General features: G+C 47.4%; 18 protein-coding genes. 5 read left to right on the top strand and 13 right to left on the bottom strand.

Features of this window, described 5'->3' with window-relative positions:
* Positions 1 to 29: 29 nt before the first annotated feature.
* The 6 genes from ACEN86_RS10265 to ACEN86_RS10240 form a co-directional block, all read right to left on the bottom strand.
* The gene (locus ACEN86_RS10265) at positions 30 to 863 is read right to left on the bottom strand and encodes an alkaline phosphatase family protein (RefSeq protein ID WP_495634170.1); all 834 of its coding nucleotides are present in this window, start codon (positions 861 to 863) and stop codon (positions 30 to 32) included.
* Between the two features lie 4 nt (positions 864 to 867).
* Entirely contained in the window at positions 868 to 1,698 is an 831-nt protein-coding gene (locus tag ACEN86_RS10260; RefSeq protein WP_495634169.1) for a DeoR/GlpR family DNA-binding transcription regulator, read from the bottom strand.
* A 3-nt stretch (positions 1,699 to 1,701) separates the two neighbouring features.
* Positions 1,702 to 2,778: an ABC transporter ATP-binding protein gene (locus tag ACEN86_RS10255; protein ID WP_495634168.1), complete on the bottom strand. Its 1,077-nt coding sequence runs from the start codon at positions 2,776 to 2,778 to the stop codon at positions 1,702 to 1,704.
* A complete protein-coding gene (locus ACEN86_RS10250; protein WP_495634167.1) occupies positions 2,778 to 3,596 on the bottom strand; it encodes an ABC transporter permease in 819 nt (272 codons plus the stop codon). Before ACEN86_RS10250 ends, ACEN86_RS10255 begins: the two co-directional genes overlap by 1 nt.
* Complete coding sequence (locus tag ACEN86_RS10245) at positions 3,593 to 4,441, bottom strand: ABC transporter permease (protein WP_495634166.1); 849 nt, start codon at positions 4,439 to 4,441, stop codon at positions 3,593 to 3,595. Before ACEN86_RS10245 ends, ACEN86_RS10250 begins: the two co-directional genes overlap by 4 nt.
* 94 nt (positions 4,442 to 4,535) lie before the next feature.
* Entirely contained in the window at positions 4,536 to 5,585 is a 1,050-nt protein-coding gene (locus ACEN86_RS10240; RefSeq protein ID WP_495634272.1) for an ABC transporter substrate-binding protein, read from the bottom strand.
* Positions 5,586 to 5,889: 304 nt separating this feature from the next.
* Between ACEN86_RS10240 and ACEN86_RS10235 the strand changes: the two genes are divergently transcribed.
* The 3 genes from ACEN86_RS10235 to ACEN86_RS10225 all read left to right on the top strand — a co-directional run bounded on the left by ACEN86_RS10235 (position 5,890) and on the right by ACEN86_RS10225 (position 7,798).
* Positions 5,890 to 6,468 carry a TraR/DksA C4-type zinc finger protein gene (locus tag ACEN86_RS10235; protein ID WP_495634165.1) on the top strand — a complete coding sequence of 193 codons (579 nt, stop codon included), beginning with the start codon at positions 5,890 to 5,892 and terminating at the stop codon, positions 6,466 to 6,468.
* Between the two features lie 219 nt (positions 6,469 to 6,687).
* Positions 6,688 to 7,290, top strand: a complete 603-nt coding sequence (locus ACEN86_RS10230) for an RNA polymerase sigma factor (RefSeq protein WP_495634164.1) — start codon at positions 6,688 to 6,690, stop codon at positions 7,288 to 7,290.
* Positions 7,253 to 7,798: a hypothetical protein gene (locus tag ACEN86_RS10225; protein ID WP_495634163.1), complete on the top strand. Its 546-nt coding sequence runs from the start codon at positions 7,253 to 7,255 to the stop codon at positions 7,796 to 7,798. Before ACEN86_RS10230 ends, ACEN86_RS10225 begins: the two co-directional genes overlap by 38 nt.
* 102 nt (positions 7,799 to 7,900) lie before the next feature.
* Here the strand turns inward: ACEN86_RS10225 and ACEN86_RS10220 are convergent, their stop codons facing one another.
* The 3 genes from ACEN86_RS10220 to ACEN86_RS10210 form a co-directional block, all read right to left on the bottom strand.
* The gene (locus tag ACEN86_RS10220) at positions 7,901 to 9,202 is read right to left on the bottom strand and encodes a hemolysin family protein (protein ID WP_495634271.1); all 1,302 of its coding nucleotides are present in this window, start codon (positions 9,200 to 9,202) and stop codon (positions 7,901 to 7,903) included.
* Between the two features lie 298 nt (positions 9,203 to 9,500).
* A complete protein-coding gene (gene gerQ / locus ACEN86_RS10215) occupies positions 9,501 to 10,025 on the bottom strand; it encodes a spore coat protein GerQ (RefSeq protein WP_495634162.1) in 525 nt (174 codons plus the stop codon).
* A gap of 34 nt (positions 10,026 to 10,059) precedes the next feature.
* Entirely contained in the window at positions 10,060 to 10,482 is a 423-nt protein-coding gene (locus ACEN86_RS10210) for a cell wall hydrolase (protein ID WP_495634161.1), read from the bottom strand.
* A 293-nt stretch (positions 10,483 to 10,775) separates the two neighbouring features.
* Between ACEN86_RS10210 and ACEN86_RS10205 the strand changes: the two genes are divergently transcribed.
* On the top strand, positions 10,776 to 12,101 hold the full coding sequence (locus tag ACEN86_RS10205) for an FAD-dependent oxidoreductase (RefSeq protein ID WP_495634160.1): 1,326 nt from the start codon (positions 10,776 to 10,778) through the stop codon (positions 12,099 to 12,101).
* Positions 12,102 to 12,232: 131 nt separating this feature from the next.
* On the opposite strand, the gene ACEN86_RS10200 is transcribed toward ACEN86_RS10205, so the two are convergent.
* From ACEN86_RS10200 to ACEN86_RS10190, 3 genes are all read right to left on the bottom strand, one after another.
* On the bottom strand, positions 12,233 to 12,661 hold the full coding sequence (locus ACEN86_RS10200) for a DUF2500 domain-containing protein (RefSeq protein ID WP_495634159.1): 429 nt from the start codon (positions 12,659 to 12,661) through the stop codon (positions 12,233 to 12,235).
* A 133-nt stretch (positions 12,662 to 12,794) separates the two neighbouring features.
* On the bottom strand, positions 12,795 to 14,075 hold the full coding sequence (locus ACEN86_RS10195) for a VPS10 domain-containing protein (protein WP_495634158.1): 1,281 nt from the start codon (positions 14,073 to 14,075) through the stop codon (positions 12,795 to 12,797).
* 71 nt (positions 14,076 to 14,146) lie between these two features.
* Positions 14,147 to 15,127 (bottom strand): polysaccharide deacetylase family protein, encoded by a 981-nt coding sequence (locus ACEN86_RS10190; protein ID WP_495634157.1) that lies wholly within the window; start codon positions 15,125 to 15,127, stop codon positions 14,147 to 14,149.
* 323 nt (positions 15,128 to 15,450) lie between these two features.
* Between ACEN86_RS10190 and ACEN86_RS10185 the strand changes: the two genes are divergently transcribed.
* Entirely contained in the window at positions 15,451 to 16,380 is a 930-nt protein-coding gene (locus ACEN86_RS10185) for an L-lactate dehydrogenase (RefSeq protein ID WP_495634156.1), read from the top strand.
* A gap of 138 nt (positions 16,381 to 16,518) precedes the next feature.
* On the opposite strand, the gene ACEN86_RS10180 is transcribed toward ACEN86_RS10185, so the two are convergent.
* Positions 16,519 to 18,069: a 2-isopropylmalate synthase gene (locus ACEN86_RS10180; RefSeq protein ID WP_495634270.1), complete on the bottom strand. Its 1,551-nt coding sequence runs from the start codon at positions 18,067 to 18,069 to the stop codon at positions 16,519 to 16,521.
* Positions 18,070 to 18,608: the final 539 nt, after the last annotated feature.

Here is an 18,608-nt window from a genome sequence, read left to right as displayed (position 1 = left end):
TTGATCTACTTATAAGTTAATTCCAAAGTTCAACTTGTTAGGATATTAGCCTTAAAGCCTGGCACGTGATCAAACTTCATGGGGCTAGAAAGTGGCAGGGACAGCATTTGACAAAGCAGCGGTGCAATGGCAAGCTGCGGAATCTCATCCGGATAATCACCAGGTACGAACATGGAGCCTATCGCGTAGAAAGGAACCTCTCTTTCTTCGTGCCCTGTTCCCCCATGATGACCGTCTGAATTCATGCCGTGGTCAGAAGTCACGAGGATTTCATATCCAAGGGACATCCATAGCGGCAGGAAGGTGGCGAGAATCATGTCGGCTTCCAGTGCTTTTCCCCGATATTCCTTGGAATCCGAAGTGAATTTATGTCCGATATCATCGATCCCCATAGGATGAATGTACAGGAAATCCGGATCGTGCTGACGCCTGAGCACTTCAGCATCAACGAACAAATGAGAGTCTGGATACCCATCGTCAAAATAGAATTTCCCATGCTGGATGGGTAACTCCGCGTTATGCTGCTCCCGATCTTCAATTCTGTCGAACGGAGCACGGTTATACAGCTCGCTTACCCAATAATACGCAGCAGCAGCTGTCTTAAGACCCTGCTCTGCGGCTAGATGGAACACACTCTTCTGATGGGACAATCTGACGATATGATTGGCTGTAATCCCATTAACGGAGCAGGGTGTTCCTGTTAGCAGTACTTCATAGAGAGGCCGGGATAAGCTAGGCAGTTCAGAGCGTACCTTATAGCAGGCTGCCTTGGATACTTCGACGAGATGATTCAAATACCCCATCGATGCTCGGGCTGTTTCATACTTAAGGCCATCAAGCACGATCATAATTACTTTAGACATCACGTTAATCCTCCCTGAAATTGGTGAATGCGGAACCTCGCAAAGCTTCTGCCGCGGCTGTAATCCATTCGACCTTTCGCTTTCTGAGATGCTCCTGCCACTGGGGGGAAGGCACCTGATCCGAGACAATGTAATCACATTTCTCAATCGGCATGATGGGGGCGAAGGTATTGATTCCGAACTTCGAGTGATCGGCGAGTACGATCACCTCCTGTGCGGCATCCGCGAAGGCGCAGGACATGGAGGCTTCACTGAGGTCGAAATCCGTGAAGCCGTGTGTCAGGGATACTCCCCCAACGGAGATGAACGCCTGATCAATGCTGAAGCCGCGCATCATCCGTTCACCCAGTATCCCGGTAATGGAGCGCTGCCGGGGACTTACTTCTCCTCCGAGCATGATGACTTTGCCTGAGAACTGTTCACGGTTCAGAGATTCAAGAAGACATGCTGCCAGAGGAAGTGAGCTGGTCAGAATCGTAAGTCCTCTCCGGCCGGATATGGCCTGAGCCATTTCAAGCGTTGTTGTTCCGCCATCAATAACGACGGTGGCTCCATCCTGGATCAGCATGGCTGCGCGCTCCCCGATCGCTCTTTTCTCAACAGTGTACATCTTCTGCCTGAGGTTATAAGGAGCTTCATCACTGCGGAAGGAAGACTTAATCGCGCCGCCATAGACACGTCTTAAATGCCCTTCCTTCTCTAGCACCTGCAGATCTCGGCGAATGGTCTCGGTGGATACATCGAACTGCCGGGCCAGCGGTACGACCATGACCTTGCCTTCGCGCTCAAGTTCGCTTAAGATTCGTTTCTTTCGTCCTTCTGCCAGCACAGACATCGCTTATGTACCTGAAGGAGCCAAAGGCATACAAGCCTGTCTGTCAAACTGGACCTGAACAGGATCGCCTTCACGGAACTTGATCGCTTGGTCGCCGTTCAGGACATCTGCATACAGCCTTACTCCGTTCGATTCAATCCGGTAGCGAATGATATTGCCGAGCATAACGGATTCTTCTACATGCCCAAGGCAGATATCGGCTGCATGAACTGAAATGGTGCTGGTGCTGGTGCTCGTGGATAGCGGCTGATGTCCAAGACCACTTGATAGGACATGGATCGCTTCAGGTCTGAGAGCAAAGCTGCTGTTCGATTTCGAATAGGCCGGCTCCGAAAGCAGCCTGGACATGTCCTCACCAGAGAGAACATTGTAGCTGCCGATGAACCGGGCGGCGAACTCATCCTTGGGCCTAGAGTATACTTCGTCAGGCGTGCCCGTCTGAACGATACGCCCTTGATTCATCAGGCAGATTTGATCGGAGATGGTCAGCGCCTCTTCCTGATCATGGGTAACGAACAGCATAGTCATGCCAACCCGCTTCTGAATTTGCCTGAGCTCGGCCCGAAGATGCTTGCGAATCTTCGCATCCAGTGCACTGAGTGGTTCATCCATCAGCATAAGCTTGGGCTCGACCGCCAGCGATCTTGCCAGGGACACACGCTGCTGCTGCCCCCCGGACAGTTCATGCGGATAAGCCTTCGCCTTGTCTGTCAGATCAATCAGCTGGAGCATCTCCTCAACGCGGGTTTTGATCTGCTGGGCGGATTTCTTTTTCATGGAAAGTCCAAAGGCAATATTGTCATATACATTCATGTTCGGAAAAAGGGCATACGATTGAAAGACCATCCCTACGTTCCGGTCCTTGGGGACAAGCGGGGTGATATTCCGGCCTTCCAGGATAACCGATCCTTTATCCATGTCGGTCAGACCCGAAATACATCTTAACAGAGTGCTCTTGCCGCACCCGCTTGGCCCGAGAAGAGTCACCATCTCCCCTTCCTTTACCTCAAGATTAAGTTCATGCAGTACGGAGGTATCATGATAGGTTTTGTTCACATTTTCTAATCGTAAGTAGCTCATTATCTTGATCCTTTCTTGAGGGCTTGAGTGGATTGACGTCCAAGGAGACCGCTTAGGGCCAGAAGTATGCCGGAGAGAAGAAGAATAACCAGGAAATAACAGATGACAACTGCGCTGGCTAAATGACCACTCTCGCTAAGCCGGTGATACAGGTAGATCTGGATTGTCTCAAATTGTCCGCCTACCAGCAGGTTGGCCAGTACGAATTCTCCGAACAAGATGGAAAAGGACAAAAGTATGGATACCCGAATTCCGGGTAGCACATTCGGGACGATGATCCGCCGGAAGGCCACAAGCTTACTGGCCCCAAGAAGTTCAGCCGCTTCGATCAAATCGATCGTGCGGATCGTGCGCATACTGTTGCGGATGCCCTGGTACATGTACGGTAGCACAGCAACGAAGTAGACTCCGACAAGAATCCACATGGTGCCGGCAATAGCCACCGGTCCGGAGGAATACAGCTTGATTAGCCCAACCGCCATGACCACACCGGGCGCAGCATAGGGGATTAGAACTAATATATTCAGCAGCTTCTCCAACCGTGGTAGATAGACCACGACGATGAAGATCGTTGGCAGCATGATTAATACACTTAAAGCCACACTCAGGAAGCAGATTAGGAGCGTTCTCCACAGCGAAAGGGTGAATCTGGGATCCATGAATAGATCCTGGAACCATCCCAGCGTCCAAGAATCAGGCAGAAGCGTGCTTTGCCAAGACTTCGCAACAGAATAGAGCAAGGTTGCCAGCAAAGGGATCAGCAAATAGATCATGGTAACAGTTAGAACAACTCTGGGAAAAGCACGGCCCTTCTTCATCCGAGGTCCCTCCTCACTCTGCGCATCAGACGCTCATTGATCCATAGCGACAGCACCATGGAAAGCCCAAGAACCATAGCCAGTGCGCTTCCTAGCTGGGGTCTTGTGAAGACATCCCCGGCAACCAGCGACCCGATCCGAATTGCCAGCAGATTATAGTTGCCTCCGAGAAGCGCATAAGCCGTCGCATAAGCTCCCATTGCATTGGCGAACAAAATGGTAAACGTACCCGCGGCAGCTGGAAGAAGAATAGGCAGCGCGATGCGGCGCCAGAACTGATAATTACTTGCTCCAAGCAGTGCTGAAGCCTCCCTCCATTCTTCACGTATCCCATAATAGGTCGGATATAGAAGCAGAGCCGCCAAGGGAATCTGAAAATAGACGTAGACAAGAATGAGTCCTGACCAGGAATAGAGATTGAATCCCGAGAAGATCGGCAGACCCCACTGCTCGAACAAGATCGTGAAGATGCCATTGCTTCCAAGCAGAATTATATAGGCAAAAGCTAACGGAATCCCTGCAAAGTTGGAGGTCATATTGGAGATCATGAGCACCCGGGTACGGGTCTTCTCGGATACTTTGGTGATCGCATACGCAATGAACAACCCTGCAATAATCCCGATGCAGCTTGATACGGCCGAGATCATGAGACTATTCTTGATCGCCTGCAAATAGAACATCTTGGTGAAGGCGGAGACGTACTGTTCCAGGGAGAAGCCGCCTTCGTCCCCTGTGAAGCTTTCCATCACCACGGAAATAGCGGGAAGAAGCTCAAATCCGATAATCAGAATACAGAAAGGAATCAGTGCTAGAAGCAGCTTGAAGTCCACACGCTTTTTCAACATTGAAAGTCTCCTTCTTAGCGAAACAGTTACTTCCCGCGGGGAAGTAACTGTAGTGGTGTACAGCTATAATTTGTAAGGGAAATCCTGCTCTGAATTAGTTCAAATGCACAAGAACACGTTCCTGCCACAGCTCAGGGATCTGCTTGGAGGTTTCTTCCCAAGCTTTGAAATCCTTAATCGGCTTGGCTGTCTTGTAATCTTCAGTTGGCAGAAGCTTGGCCGCAACATCATCAGGAAGCTTGACATTATCACGGATCGGACGAGCAAATCCTTTGGCAAGATTGATCTGTCCCTCATCGCTCAAAATATATTCCCGAGTCAGCTTGGCCGCATTCGGATGGGGTGCATATTTATTGATAATCGTGGCATAGCCGCTGACTACACTTCCTTCAGAAGGAATGGTAACGGTATATTGATCCTGTCCCAACTGTGCGCGGTAACCGAGGGCGTTAAAGTCCCATAGGAATGCGACATCGATCTCGCCCTTCTCCAGGTTAGCCAGTGAAAGCTCGGTTTTGGATAGTCGGCCGGCTTTGGCAAGCTTCTCAAAGAAAGCAATACCCGGCTCAATATTGGTTTCGTCACCACCAAAAGCAATCGCAGCTGCCAAAACAGCGCTTTGGGCTTGAGCTGCCTTGGATACATCACCAACGGAGATTTTGTAATCTCCTTTAAGAAGATCGTCGAAGCTCTTAGGTGGATTAGCTACCTTCTTCGTATTGGTCAGAATCGAAATGGTCCCTTGATAACCGACGATCCAGTTCCCGTCCTTATCCTTGGCCCAATCAGGAATCTCGTCCCAGTGAGAAGTTTTGTATGGCTGAGTAACACCCTTATCTACCGCTACAGGTCCAAAAGCCATCCCTACATCACCAATATCTGCAGTAGGCTTATCCTTCTCGGAATCAAATTTGGCGATCTCTTCGGCGCTGGACATATCGGTATCGGTGTGTTTCAAGCTGTACTTCGTTTGGATGTCATTCCAGGTGTCCTTCCAGTTGGCCCAGGAATCAGGCATCCCTACACTTACAATAGAGCCTTCACTCTTGGCACTTTTTTGCAGCTCTTCAAGACTTACTGGTGCACCTGCATTTGCTGTTGCATTTGCGGTAGTAGTCTCTGTCTTTCCACAGCCGGATAGCATAGCCCCAGCCAGGACCACCGCAGTTAACCCCATCATCGCTTTTCTCACTGACCTTATTCCTCCTTAAGCCTTCATGTGATTTGTTGTGACTTTTTGTTGTTTCCGTATGAGTTCATTGTAGAAGCCGTACATCAGCAGCAATTCTGCTGCAGGTAAATACGATGTAAATTTTCAAAAGCTTGCAAAAAACTGCTCAAACAATCCACGCGAACAGGGTTAACAAATGCTGCCTAATGATGGAATGTGTCACTCCGCCCACGTAAGGGGTAAGAATGCATAAGAAAACCTGAGGAGGAAACACACAATGAGCCATTTAACGAAATCACAGTTGAGCAAGCTTGAACATAGTCTTATGGAAGAGAAAGAAAGTCTGGAGCAGCACTTCACTGAAAATGAAAATGAGGATGAAGGTACAGATTCACTCCGCGTGTCAACAGGGGAACTAACCGCAGTGGATAACCATCCTGCGGACGTGGGAACCGAAACCTTTGAACGCAGCCGGGATATGGCTATCGATGAGAATTTGGACAATCAGCTTGATCAGGTTAATCAGGCTCTGGCGCGCATCAAGTCAGGTGAATACGGTCAATGTGCAACCTGCGGCACGGATATTCCTTTTGAACGACTGGAAGCTATCCCTTATACCGCATACTGTATTGATCACACACCGGAACGTTCGGTCTCTAATGACCGACCAGTCGAAGAAGAAGTGATGACTCTTCCGCCCAAAGGTGCTGGGGAGCATCGCCAGCAGAATGCCGGACGATTTGATGATGCCGATGCCTGGCATACGGTTGAAGAATTCGGAAATTCCGATTCGCCAGCCATGGCTGCCAAGAGGGATGCCAAAGACTATAACTCACTAACACTCGATGAGGAGTAATTTCTTACTTTACAGATATATAGATTTAAGAGGGTTCTTCTACCAGGAAGAACCCTTTTTTTGCTGATCTTAATGTGTATATATTTATGTAATACATATCTTTATTAGGAAAAATGAGGTAAAATATGAACATAACACCACCCTTTCCGCTTTAGAATCTACTCACATTCACAGGTGGTTTTTTCATTTGGAAGTGCTGCAAGTAGAGAGGAGATTATCATGCCGGAGAGGTTGCATCACCTTCTGGCTGCCAATTTTCATGATCTCACCGAGATCATTCAAGAGCAGATATACTATGACTTTTACGATCTCGTGTATGGCATCATTGTGTACATAGTGAAAGATCATTCGGCAGCAGAAGATATTATCCAGGAAGCTTTCTTAAAGGTCATCCGCAAGAAGCCGCAGTTCGAGAACGAACAGAAGATGAAGTCGTGGCTCAAGGTCGTAACTCGTAATACGGCAATTAATTATTTGAGAAAAAATAAAAATCACCGTAACCACTTTGACTCGGACAGTGTTTTTATAAATATAGAACCACACAATCCCGAACCCTCTGTTGAACAGACGGTTGAGACCAAGATGCTCGAAGAAGCCATTATCTCTTACTTGGATCGGCTCAAGCCGGAATATAAGGTGCTTATCGAGTACAGGTGGAAGCTTGGCCTTTCCTACAGGGAGATTGCAGACGAGCTGGATACCGAGGAGGACGTGGTAAGGCAGAGGCTGTACCGGGCCCGGGAAAGTATCAAAAAAATGCTGTATAAGGAGTGGGGAGACATTCATGCGAAGAAATTCTCCAAAGTGGGATCCCGAGTATGAAGATGAACTCGATGAACTCATACGCGATGCATTTATGAGATCACCGCATACTTCGCTCCCTGCCGAGACACTGAGACGCGAATCCTGGATGAAAGTCAGCCGGGATATTAAGCGAAATAAGCGGCTCCGTTCCGTGGTGCGAAGATTTAAGTGGCTCGGCCTCATCGCAGCTTCTCTCGCGCTTGGCGCATTCCTCTTGTCCCCACTCGTGATGACGAAGGCCGTTTCGCCCCTTAATCGACATGTAGAGCAGACTGTAACAGGTACTGCGCATGTGGAAAGGGGAAACGAAGCTTTTAAGCATACCATCCAGGAGAAGCCAAGCCATGAACTAGGCATACATTGCAGCGAACATGCCGAAAGAGTAACGAATCTTTCTTCTAATCATAACTGCCTTGGAAATCCCCTGAATATGAAGGTTGTGTTACACAGAATTCAGAATTACATATATCACCATGTTACCGATGAGGTGTGGTTGGAGGCTGCGAATCAAGTTAAGATCAAGTGATCAGGCAATCCAATATGAACCTCCCATGCAAAACGAACAACCCCAGCATAATATGCTGGGGTTGTTCAGTTCTTAAGTCTATATATGTTGAGCACTTGGGGGTTAAGCCCCTGCCTCCTCAAGCTCTTCAAAGGCTTCATGTCTGAGCAACTTAATCCTTGAAATACGCTTCTGATCCGTCTCTTCCACGATGAAGGTACAGCCGCCATATTCGGCAGATTGACCTATCCGCGGCGGGAGCACCTCAATTCTTGAGTACAGCCAGCCGCCAATCGTATCGTAGTCATCAGAATCCATTTCAAGACCGAAACGGTCGTTCACGGCATCAATCAACATAAGTCCATCAATGGAGTAGGTATTATCGCCAATTTCTTCAAATCCTGGCCGTTCTTCATCAAATTCGTCTTGGATTTCTCCTACGATCTGTTCGACAATATCTTCGAGGGTGACGATCCCAGAAGTACCTCCATACTCGTCAATCAATAGGGCAATCTGGGTCTTTCCCCTCTGCATCCGCTTCATCAGATCACTGATCGGGATAGAATCAGGAACCGTCATCATCGGTCTAAGCAAATCCCGGTAATCCGAGCTTCCTGTACGAATCAAATCCTTGATATGGATGAATCCGATAATATGGTCTTTATCATTATCACATACCGGGTAACGGGTGCGCATACCTTCGAGCGCGATTTCCAAATTTTCATCAAGTGTATTTTGGGAGTATAAACAGATCATTTCCGTACGGGGGATCATAATCTCCCGGGCAGTCGTGTCGGCGAACTCAAAGATGTTATCCACCAGCTTAAGCTCCGTACTGTCGAGCAGTCCGCTCTCTCCACTCTCCTTCATCAGAACGCGGATCTCTTCTTCCGTATGCACATTATCCTGATCTGAAGCTGGAGCTACGCGCATGAACCGAAGTAAAGCATTTGCCAACCCATTAAGCGCCCATATGAAGGGATATACCGCTTTGTAAAAAATGGTCATGGGCCCAGCCGAGAGCAGCGTAATATTCTCTGCCTTGCGGATGGCTATGGCTTTCGGTGCAAGCTCACCCAGAACAATATGCAGTACAGTAATTAGAATAAAGGCAGTGGTAAAGGACACTCCCGTTAACCAGGAAGGCCCCCATCCGAAGAGAGAAAAGGCCGGCTTCAGCATAGCAGCTACAAGCGGTCCTCCCAGCCAGCCAAGCCCAAGAGAACACAAGGTGATTCCAAGCTGACAGGCGGACAGGTAAGCTTCAGGATTTTGGATAATCCGTTTGGCGATCCGGGCATTACGCCGCCCCTCCTCTGCCAATGCTTCAATACGACTGCTGCGGATTTTCACCATAGCGAATTCTACGGACACGAAGAATCCATTTAACACCACTAATAATACAATAAGTCCCACTTGCAAAATACTTGGTAAAGGGTCACTGTCCAATACGTTTCCTGTCCACGGCTACACTCTGCGGTGAACAGGTGCACCTCCTTCGGTATTCAAATCATGATCGTTAACTTCATTCCTATAATTATTATATTATTATACCTTATACAGTCAAATTTCAGGATATGACATCTACACTCAATTTTCTGGGTAGGGATCTAAGTTATTACATGGTAATTAGCAATGGCTGCATATGCAAAATCACGCCAAGCCGATAAGTCACAGGCTTAGCGTGATGATTGTGATAGGAGTAATGTATACTTACAAGTATTTATCTAGTGGGCTGTGCTGGCGGATTCCCAATAACTCCAGGGTATTGATACACTAAAGGCTGATCAAAAGTAGCATAATCGAGGTTCACCATAAGCAGTATGGTCCGCATACCAGTATTGGGATCGCTGATGATGATATGGTCGCGTCCCGCAGCTTCCAGCACGCCTTTAAAAATTTTCGCATTCCACTCCCGATTGTTCTCATAAGTCATGTAGAACGTGCCGATCTTGCCCAAATTCAGACGTAAAATATTCTCGATAAAGGACTGCTCCGTGAAGTTCTGCGGGGATACCATAACGGTTCCTTGAGGTGTAATTGGATTGCCGCTTATTGGCGGCGGATAAGTACCAGCTCCTCCAACTGCAGGACCTGTAGTGGCACCCATTTGGGAACCATTCTGTGAACCCATTGGTGAGCCCATCGGAGAGCCCATGCCTTGCCCGGAGCCGCTGCCCATGGGTGCACCTATGTTATTATTGTTGCCAACCCTGTAAGTAACCGGACGGTATTGCGGATTATACATAACTTGCTTCCTCCTCACAAATCAATTCTTGGTTCTAGTACACATTTGGACAATCTTCGGCAGTTGGGGCGAAAAAGCAGTGAGCCTTATAACGTCCAACATTCGCCTGATTGAACCAGGTGTCTGGGCAGTCTCCCTGAGGCCGGAAGAACCACAGAGCATTGTTAGCTGGCCAGGTTCGTTCTCCGTTAATGGCTCTTTTAGCCAAGCGGATCTCTCTGTCACGGGCCTTCTGGTAAAAGTAACCCTTCTGAGTCGATTCATATCCGCCGGGGGACTGGAAAACCATCTGTTTCATTGTCCGGATATTTTTGAAATCCAGACAATTAGACAAGATCCGGTTCACACCCACATTCCCCACCATGAGCATCCCGGGCTCCAGGTCTTCTTCCGCTTCAGCTCGCATCAGCCGGGCCAGCAGCTTTACGTCTTCTGAATTGGTTTTGATGACAGCCACACGGCTTCCTCCTTACTAACACTTTCATCAACGTTATATCCTATGTGCATTCGCCTATTTTGTGACTAGAAAATAAGTTAATTTTTCACTATTTTCGATTCATTTCAGGAAATGATTGCGATACCAAGTATGGACAAATCGTGACCGTTTCTATGGACGCGCTTTCATGAATAGCATATACTAATAATGAATTCTTGTTTGCAACTGAGGGAAATGAGCTGAAGTTCGACATGTTTCTCATGGCTCATCCTATTGTTTAATTTGAGTCCGCAGAACTTTTAGGAGGTACGTTCATGAAGATCGCAATTATCGGTGGAGGTTTAGCTGGTTTGACCGCCGCCGCCTATTTATCCGAAAACCGCGAATTGGAAGGCACCGTATTCGAACGCAGTCCACAGCTCGGCGGCCGAGCTTTTACGTACCAGAAATCAGGATTCACCCTCAATTATGGAGCCCATGCCATCTATGGGATCGATCGTCATACGCTTCATCATATGGAAGAAGACCTCGGTCTGGTTTTTGTGAGCAAACAGGTAGACAAGCGCAAAGTCGTCTATGCCAAGAAGGATCATTTAACACCGGCTCCACTTGATTTTGTGAATATTATGAAGACTGATGTACTCAGTGCCATGGAAAAGGTTCGGTTTGTGGCTGAGATTGCAGCAATTATTGGGAATGTTCACCACCTGAAGAACTATGCCACGCTGGGTGACTATTTGGATCAGTCTCATGCTGCGGAAGATGTGAAAGAGTTATGGCAGCACCTGGTCTGCTCCAACTTCTTCATCACGCCATCGGATGCCCGTAAAGTATCAGGAGAAGTAATCGCAGAGTATTATCACAATCTGTTCCTCTCCTCCAAGCCCGTGAACTATATTCTCGGGAGCTGGGCAACCATTACAGATCAGCTTCAGGACAAGATTAATCACAACGAAAATTGGAATATTGCCCTCAAAGAGCCTGTGGAGACGATCACGCAGGAGAACGGCAAGTTCCTCCTGAGAACCAAGAATCATGAAGCCCTGGAATTCGATAAGGTGGTCATTGCTACACCGGTTCAACAAGCTGTTAAGCTGCTTGAGAATACGGAATGGGCAGCCCATCTTGATCCATACAAGGACAATACGTCTACTGAAGTTATGGTATATGATCTTGGCTTCAAGGAAGTTGTGGCAAGGCCGTTCCATTATATCAGCGACATGACGAACAAAATGTTCATCAGTGATGTCTCGGCCACAGACTATACGGTAGTCCCAGAAGGCGGACAGCTGCTGCAGGGCATTGCTTATCTGAAGGACGACTTCCAGGATGAAGAAGAACGGAAGGCATATATGGACAAGAAGACCGAGAATATGGAAGGCTTGTTCGACAAGTACTATCCGGGCTGGCGAGATGCGGTCGAGGTTAAGAGGGTTTCGAAGAAAGCTATGGTCTCGAGCGTGAAGAACATCAGTACGAACCGGCTGCTGCCTAACCGGCTGCCAGACGTACCCTTCTACTTCTGTGGAGATGGCTGTGTAGGCAAAGGGGAACTGGCCGAGCGTGCATTCTCCAGCGGTCGTAAGGTTGCCTTAAAGCTGCTCAATCAATTGATTAAGCCTGAGCAGGTCACATCTTAATAACGTAGGTACACAACCTCCGAACTTTTCGGGGGTTTTTTATTTGCTGAGTACAGCCTGCCTGTCTCTCTGTGGTAAAAGTAAAAGACCACCTTCCTCTAGTAGAGGACGGTGGTCAAGACGTAAATGCCTTACATATGCGAATGTCTTCTTGCGTTTCTGCGTTCCATTAAAGTGTCTGTATGGGCTCGGCCGTGTCGCTCGAATCCAAGATAACGGCTGCCCTGCAAGGTAAGCATCCCTTCATCGCCTTCTGCGGATAGACCGAATTCCTCTCCGCTTACCTTGAATTCAAGCCGGTCTCCACTCTCTACTTCAAAGGTCAAATAATAAGTAGTACTGGAATGATGAGCTGCTGAATTTGCGTCATGATGATGTGAGACAGCTGTTCTCTTGCTGCTGATAACCGAATGGACACTCAAGACTGGCTGCTTATTATTGCTAAACCATCGGAATATCGATCCGGCCACAGAGACTAGAAGAACTGAAATGATAATTATAAAGAATATTGGAAAGATGGATCCAGCCGTGTCGAGCACCTCAAAGCCAGTTTGCATCATTTACTGCCCCCTTCCCATGTACACCAAAGAAAGCAATCCCTTTGCACTACTCATATATATGCGTGGTTGAGCGAAAATTGTATTCCATATGTCCATGTAATGGACAATAATGAAAAAAAAAGACACGGCTTGTTCAAAGCACGTGCCAGTGAATCCCTCCATCTTGGGTCTGAAGCAATAATGAACGCTTAAGCTCACTGTTCTGGACGAGCAGCCAGCCTACTTTTGAAGAATAGAACTGGAACTTAACCACTTCCGGATACGTATTCATGGTCTGCTTCAGTACAGGACTTTCAGGCAATTCCTCCCACTTGCTCCCTTGGGTGATGGTATGAAATACCTTACCAGACTGTAGAGCCCATCCCTCCTTGCTATTTAAGAAAGTTGGGGATAACAACTGGTTCACGCCGGATTGCCAGCCTATTGGAAAAGATACGAATTTCCATGTGTTCCCGGCATCAACTGTATAGTAAGCGTTAAATTTTGTCTGATCTTTCCGGGTACAGCCTACCGAGATCCATCCCTCTTGTGCGCCTCCACCGAAGAAAGCCGGAGCGCTGCTGGTGAACTGTTCACATGCCTGGTATTTATCCAGATTGAAGAAGTTCTTGTTCTCCTTCCAGGTAAGTCCCCCATCTGTTGTCATATGCAAATGGGGTTCACCTAGCAATAAGGAGGTTGCATATCCGTGCTGATTGTCCGTGAATACCATACCTGTTAACGAACCAATGGCAGGAGATGGAGTGGCGCCTCTCATTTCGACGCTGGCCGAATTGTCCATAATTTTCTCCCAATTCACCCCTCCGTCTTTCGTACGGTAAAGGGTCTTATGCATATTAACGGAGTTCTGATCATCTTCTGTGATTATCCAGCCTACATCTTTGGACAAGAAGAAAATGGCTGCAGATTTGGCCGGCTGAGGCAGCGACGCCAGCTTCCAATTTGCTCCTCCATCCACAGTCCTTAGAACAACGGTCTCGGCTGACCCTTGTGAATTGCGGACAACCCAGCCGGTAAGAGAGTCGATGAAGAATATATCCTTACCATATTGAGGGTTCATCTGGAACTGGACCGAAGTGGAAGGCGAGATATTCTTCCATACCTTTCCGTTATCTTGGGTCAGATACAGCCGCAGCTCGTTACGCGTTGATCCCCATGCGATTCCTGTGGTATCCGAGATCAACTGGAAATCAGATAGTCTCGTCTGGATTTGGAACTTTTCTTTACTCGCAGGCTCTGCTTTATCATTAATTTTGTTGGTAGAATTCTGCTGAATTACTGTAATGGTCTGTCCAGTGTCTTGGATTTCATCCTGTGCAGGGACTGAAGCTTCGTTCGGTTTATCTGAAGAACAGGCTGTTAATAATACACCCATTACTAGAACAATCAAGGTAATAGAACGCCATGAGGTCAAAGAACAATCCCCTCCTCTAAGAAGTGTTAAATAACTAATAAACTATATTATATCATAATGACTTTAAGCAACTACAAGCGGGAGTCTTTCCCGAAGTTAACTACGACATGATGATCCGGCTTATATACGGCGAAAGAGTAGCCTTGATGCTGCAAATAGGCAATAATTTGCGGGAGTGCCTGGACAGTCTGTTTTTTCTCGTGTAAAAGAATGACTTCCTGCTTCCGGTGAATCTGGCGTTTCACCTGTCCGACCACCTTGCTAGGCATTCCATTATAGTCCCAGTCCTTCGAATCAACCGTCCAATCCCACATCTTAAATCCGGCCTCATAAATAGCTGTACGGAAATTATAGCCGATCTGTGGAGCACTGCCGTACGGAGCCCTGATTAGATAGGACTTTACCCCTGTCAGCTTATACAGCAAAGCCTGTTCCTGCTTGAACTCTTGAATGAAATGATCAGATCCACCACTTTTATAAAGCTTGCTATAACTGTGACTCATACTATGTAGACCGGCATAATGTCCTTCATGGATCAATCGCTCGACAGAAGACTTATTATCCTTAAGCTGTGAACCTATCATGAAAAAAGTGGCGTGGATATCATTCTTGCTTAGAATATTCAGAATCTGATCTGTATATTGGTTAGGGCCATCATCAAAGGTTAAATAGACAACTTTTGTTTTTTGCTGATTATCAGCTGAGTTGACTGCGGCAGCATTAGGGTCCTTGCCGGCCGACGTTTCACCTTGCGCGGTAGTAAGCTGCTGGTCTTTCTCTGGCTTATTTTGCAGTTGCTGGTCCTGCTTCGTAACCTGTTTCGGCCCATCTGCCGGGTTAATAGACTTAGGCTGATTCGGATTTGGGGCAGACAGCTTAGGTAGTGCTGAGTCTGACTGCTCCTGTCTAATCTTTAAGGAAAATACTGCTGTAATGGCGATGGCACTGATTAGAACCAAATTAATCGTGAGAATAAGACGTCTTCTTCTTTTCTTGACTAGTTGTGCTCGCTCAATCCGTGTTTCATTACTCCGCTCCATGACAAAATTCACCGTTATCCTCTCTATTTTATAATATAAGAATAATATAAATAGTTCGGGGGAATCTTACAGAAAGGTTACACCTATGGTTACAATCTCCTAATCTGTTACATTTCAACTTGTATAGTTGACATAATAATTATTATGTTATTTAACTTAATATTATTGAAGTTTCCGTGTACAATAGAGCTAGGTTAACAGCATTTTCCTATACATAAGTTAGACTCTTGTTAACCTGAGAAGTTGTAAAAGCCTCTTTTTCTGGGTATAAATGGGGAGAGCTTTATTGTTAATACAATTTCTTAGCAAATACCTTTACCTGAGGAGATGATTTAATGACAACATCCAAAATGAGTTCCAGCAGAGTTGTAATTATTGGAACCGGCGCGGTTGGCTCTACTACCGCGTACACCTTACTACTAAGAGAACGTGTATCGGAGCTCGTATTGATTGATGCCAATCATGAGAAGGCACTCGGCGAAGCACTTGATATGAATCATGGGCTGCCTTTCACAGGTGGGGTTAAATTATGGGCTGGAGATTACAGTGACTGTGCTGATGCTGACATTGTAATTATTGCGGCTGGAGCATCCCAGCGTCCGGGTGAGACCCGGATTGACCTGCTCAAGCGTAATGCAGGCATTTTCGACAGCATTATTCAGAACATTGTGAAGTATAACGATCATGGGATTATTCTCGTTGCAACCAATCCGGTTGATATTCTCACCTATGTGTCCTGGAAAAAAAGCGGCTTTCCTACCAACCGGGTTATCGGTTCAGGAACACTGCTTGACAGTGCACGCTTCCGCTATTTGATCGGTCAGAATAAAGGAATTAATCCGCGCAGTATCCATGCGCATATTGTTGGTGAGCATGGCGATTCTGAACTGCCGCTGTGGAGCCTTGCGAACGTTGCCGGTGTGGGTCTGGAATTCGAAGAACAAGAACGTGAAGATATCTTCTCCCGTACCAAGAATGCGGCGTATGAGATTATTAACGCTAAAGGCTCTACATCTTATGCAATAGCGCTTGCATTGGACCGAATTGTTGTATCCATTCTTCAAGATGAAGGTTCTGTTCTGAACGTATCTACATTGCTTACCGATTATAAAGGAATCTCCGATGTATATCTGGGAGTACCAAGCGTCGTAGATCGCTCTGGCGTTAGAGAGATCCTTGATCTCAACCTTAACGACCAGGAACTGGAGCAGCTTCGCGCTTCCGCGAACAAGCTCAAATCCGAGATTGAGAAGCTAGAGCTTTAACAGGGCAACAGACGGAACGCATGATGCGTCCGTCTGTTTTTTTTATCCAAGCGTAATAGCCTGATCCGTTGCTTCGCCCAAAGTTATAATTATGTCTTCTCCTACACTATGCTTCATCTGCATCCGTTAAGTACTAAGTTAAGACTGAATCGAGATGTTCCCTTCCCGCTCCGGATCCCTGCTGCGGGCAGCAAGCCTGTTCAAGGCATCCAAATATGCTTTGGCACTGGCCTCGATGATGTCAGTACTTACCCCTCTTCCTGTCGCTGACCTATCTTCCATTTGAAGTACAACATGAACTTCACCTAGTGCGTCAGTCCCTTGGGTTACGGAGTGAATCTTGTAATCCTCAAGCTGGGTGGTCAGTCCGGTCGCCTTATCAATCGCTCGGTATACAGCATCAACTGAACCGTTGCCTATGGATGCTTCCTCCACACTGCTGCCATCTTCTTTAATTATTCGGACAGCAGCGGTTGGCAGCGTATGATTACCGTAGGATACCTGGATGTTATCCAGCTTATAAGGAACCGGACCTTCGGTCATATTCTCATCCATGATCGCCCGGATATCTTCAGTGAGTACTTCCTTCTTGCGGTCTGCCAGATCTTTAAATTTGGCAAAAGCAATATTTAGACCTTCCTCATCCAATGAATAGCCAAGGTCAACCAGTCGTTCTTTAAAAGCATGTCTTCCGGAATGCTTGCCGAGGACCAGTTTGCTTGCACTGATCCCAATGGTCTCAGGGCTAATGATCTCGTAAGTAGCACGGTTCTTCAGCATACCGTCTTGATGAATGCCTGATTCGTGCGCAAAGGCATTGGCGCCGACTATCGCCTTGTTCCCGGGTACGGTCATCCCCGTCAGCTTGCTGACAAGCCTGCTGGTCCGGTAGATTTCACTAAGGACAAGCGAAGTTTTGGCTCCTCCATAGCTGTCACCCCGCGTCTCCAGAGCCAGAGCCACTTCTTCAATTGCTGTATTACCGGCACGTTCGCCAATTCCGTTAATGGTCCCTTCTATTTGGTCTACACCACCCTCAATCGCAGCCAGTGTATTGGCCGTTGCCATGCCCAAATCATCATGACAGTGCGTGCTGAGCTGAATACGCTCTATCCCCTTGACCCTCTCCTTCACGGTCTTGAAAATACGCCCAAACTGCTCCGGAGTAGCGAATCCTACCGTATCAGGCAGATTCACTACCGTTGCTCCAGCCTTAATGGCACGCTCTGTGACTTCACAGAGAAAATCAATCTCCGTCCGGCTTGCATCCTCTGCTGAGAATTCCAGCTTATCAAAATACTTCCGGCCATACCGGATTGCTGCCTCGAGAGTATCAAGCACCTTACTCTTATTCATGCGGAGTTTGTACTCCCGGTGTATAGGAGAAGTGGCCAGGAACAGATGCAGACATGGATCCACAGCATCTCTCAAAGCTTCTCTTGCAGCATCGATATCCTGCTCTCTGGATCTGGAGAAGGCTACGACCGTAGCATTGGTAATGACCTTGGCTACTTCCTGAACACTCGTGACTTCTCCCCTTGAAGTAATGGGGAATCCAGCCTCAATACGGTCAATCCCAAGACGCTGAAGCTGTAGTGCGATCTCCACCTTTTCCTGAGAAGTTAAGCTGACTCCTGGCGATTGCTCTCCGTCCCTCAGTGTAGTGTCCAGTACATAGATTTTACGCATCATCATTCCACCTTTTCATTATTTTTGTATAAAAAAACTCCCTCACTCCTGCTGCAGCTTGTGCAACAGGGGCGAGAGAGATTTTTCCTCCGCGGTACCACCCTGATTCACTGCAAAGCGCTACGCTCTGCAGTCTCAGTAGATCACAGCTTGAACTATGACCTGGCACAATAACGGGTGCGAACCGGTTCATCCTAACCTGCATAATCAGGCAGGGTTCAGAGGAACTGCTCCAAGGCGAGTTGGCTTTGGGGTTAAGACGATGATCTCAGCAATCTCATCGCTCTCTGGACTTAAGTGCCCGTATGCCTGCTCCTTGTCATTGCATTATTCTGTATTAGAAAATAAACAAACCCCTTTCATCCCTCGCATATGATAATGCGATCAGGGACGAAAGGGGTTATCTTCCGTGGTACCACCCATGTTTACAGTGACCGGTTATGGTGCACTGCCTCATGAAAGCTAATCTAATCTTAGCTTTCGCACGTTAACGGGTGCAAATCGGCTGTTCTTAGTGGGTTCATCCATTTGGGAACAGC

The organism is Paenibacillus sp. Paensp111 (assembly GCF_059492195.1).
Note: the sequence above shows the minus strand (reverse complement) of the source record. Positions and strands in the feature narration are given on the sequence as shown.

Excerpts from the sequence above, each read along its gene's own strand:
- ACEN86_RS10180 (WP_495634270.1), bottom strand. The coding sequence starts at position 18,069 with ATGCGTAAAATCTATGTACTGGACACTACACTGAGGGACGGAGAGCAA.
- ACEN86_RS10245 (WP_495634166.1), bottom strand. The coding sequence starts at position 4,441 with ATGTTGAAAAAGCGTGTGGACTTCAAGCTGCTTCTAGCACTGATTCCT.
- ACEN86_RS10250 (WP_495634167.1), bottom strand. The coding sequence starts at position 3,596 with ATGAAGAAGGGCCGTGCTTTTCCCAGAGTTGTTCTAACTGTTACCATG.
- ACEN86_RS10235 (WP_495634165.1), top strand. The coding sequence starts at position 5,890 with ATGAGCCATTTAACGAAATCACAGTTGAGCAAGCTTGAACATAGTCTT.
- ACEN86_RS10185 (WP_495634156.1), top strand. The coding sequence starts at position 15,451 with ATGACAACATCCAAAATGAGTTCCAGCAGAGTTGTAATTATTGGAACC.
- ACEN86_RS10205 (WP_495634160.1), top strand. The coding sequence starts at position 10,776 with ATGAAGATCGCAATTATCGGTGGAGGTTTAGCTGGTTTGACCGCCGCC.
- ACEN86_RS10240 (WP_495634272.1), bottom strand. The coding sequence starts at position 5,585 with ATGCTATCCGGCTGTGGAAAGACAGAGACTACTACCGCAAATGCAACA.
- ACEN86_RS10200 (WP_495634159.1), bottom strand. The coding sequence starts at position 12,661 with ATGATGCAAACTGGCTTTGAGGTGCTCGACACGGCTGGATCCATCTTT.
- ACEN86_RS10255 (WP_495634168.1), bottom strand. The coding sequence starts at position 2,778 with ATGAGCTACTTACGATTAGAAAATGTGAACAAAACCTATCATGATACC.
- ACEN86_RS10225 (WP_495634163.1), top strand. The coding sequence starts at position 7,253 with ATGCGAAGAAATTCTCCAAAGTGGGATCCCGAGTATGAAGATGAACTC.
- ACEN86_RS10265 (WP_495634170.1), bottom strand. The coding sequence starts at position 863 with ATGTCTAAAGTAATTATGATCGTGCTTGATGGCCTTAAGTATGAAACA.
- ACEN86_RS10260 (WP_495634169.1), bottom strand. The coding sequence starts at position 1,698 with ATGTCTGTGCTGGCAGAAGGACGAAAGAAACGAATCTTAAGCGAACTT.
- gerQ (WP_495634162.1), bottom strand. The coding sequence starts at position 10,025 with ATGTATAATCCGCAATACCGTCCGGTTACTTACAGGGTTGGCAACAAT.
- ACEN86_RS10230 (WP_495634164.1), top strand. The coding sequence starts at position 6,688 with ATGCCGGAGAGGTTGCATCACCTTCTGGCTGCCAATTTTCATGATCTC.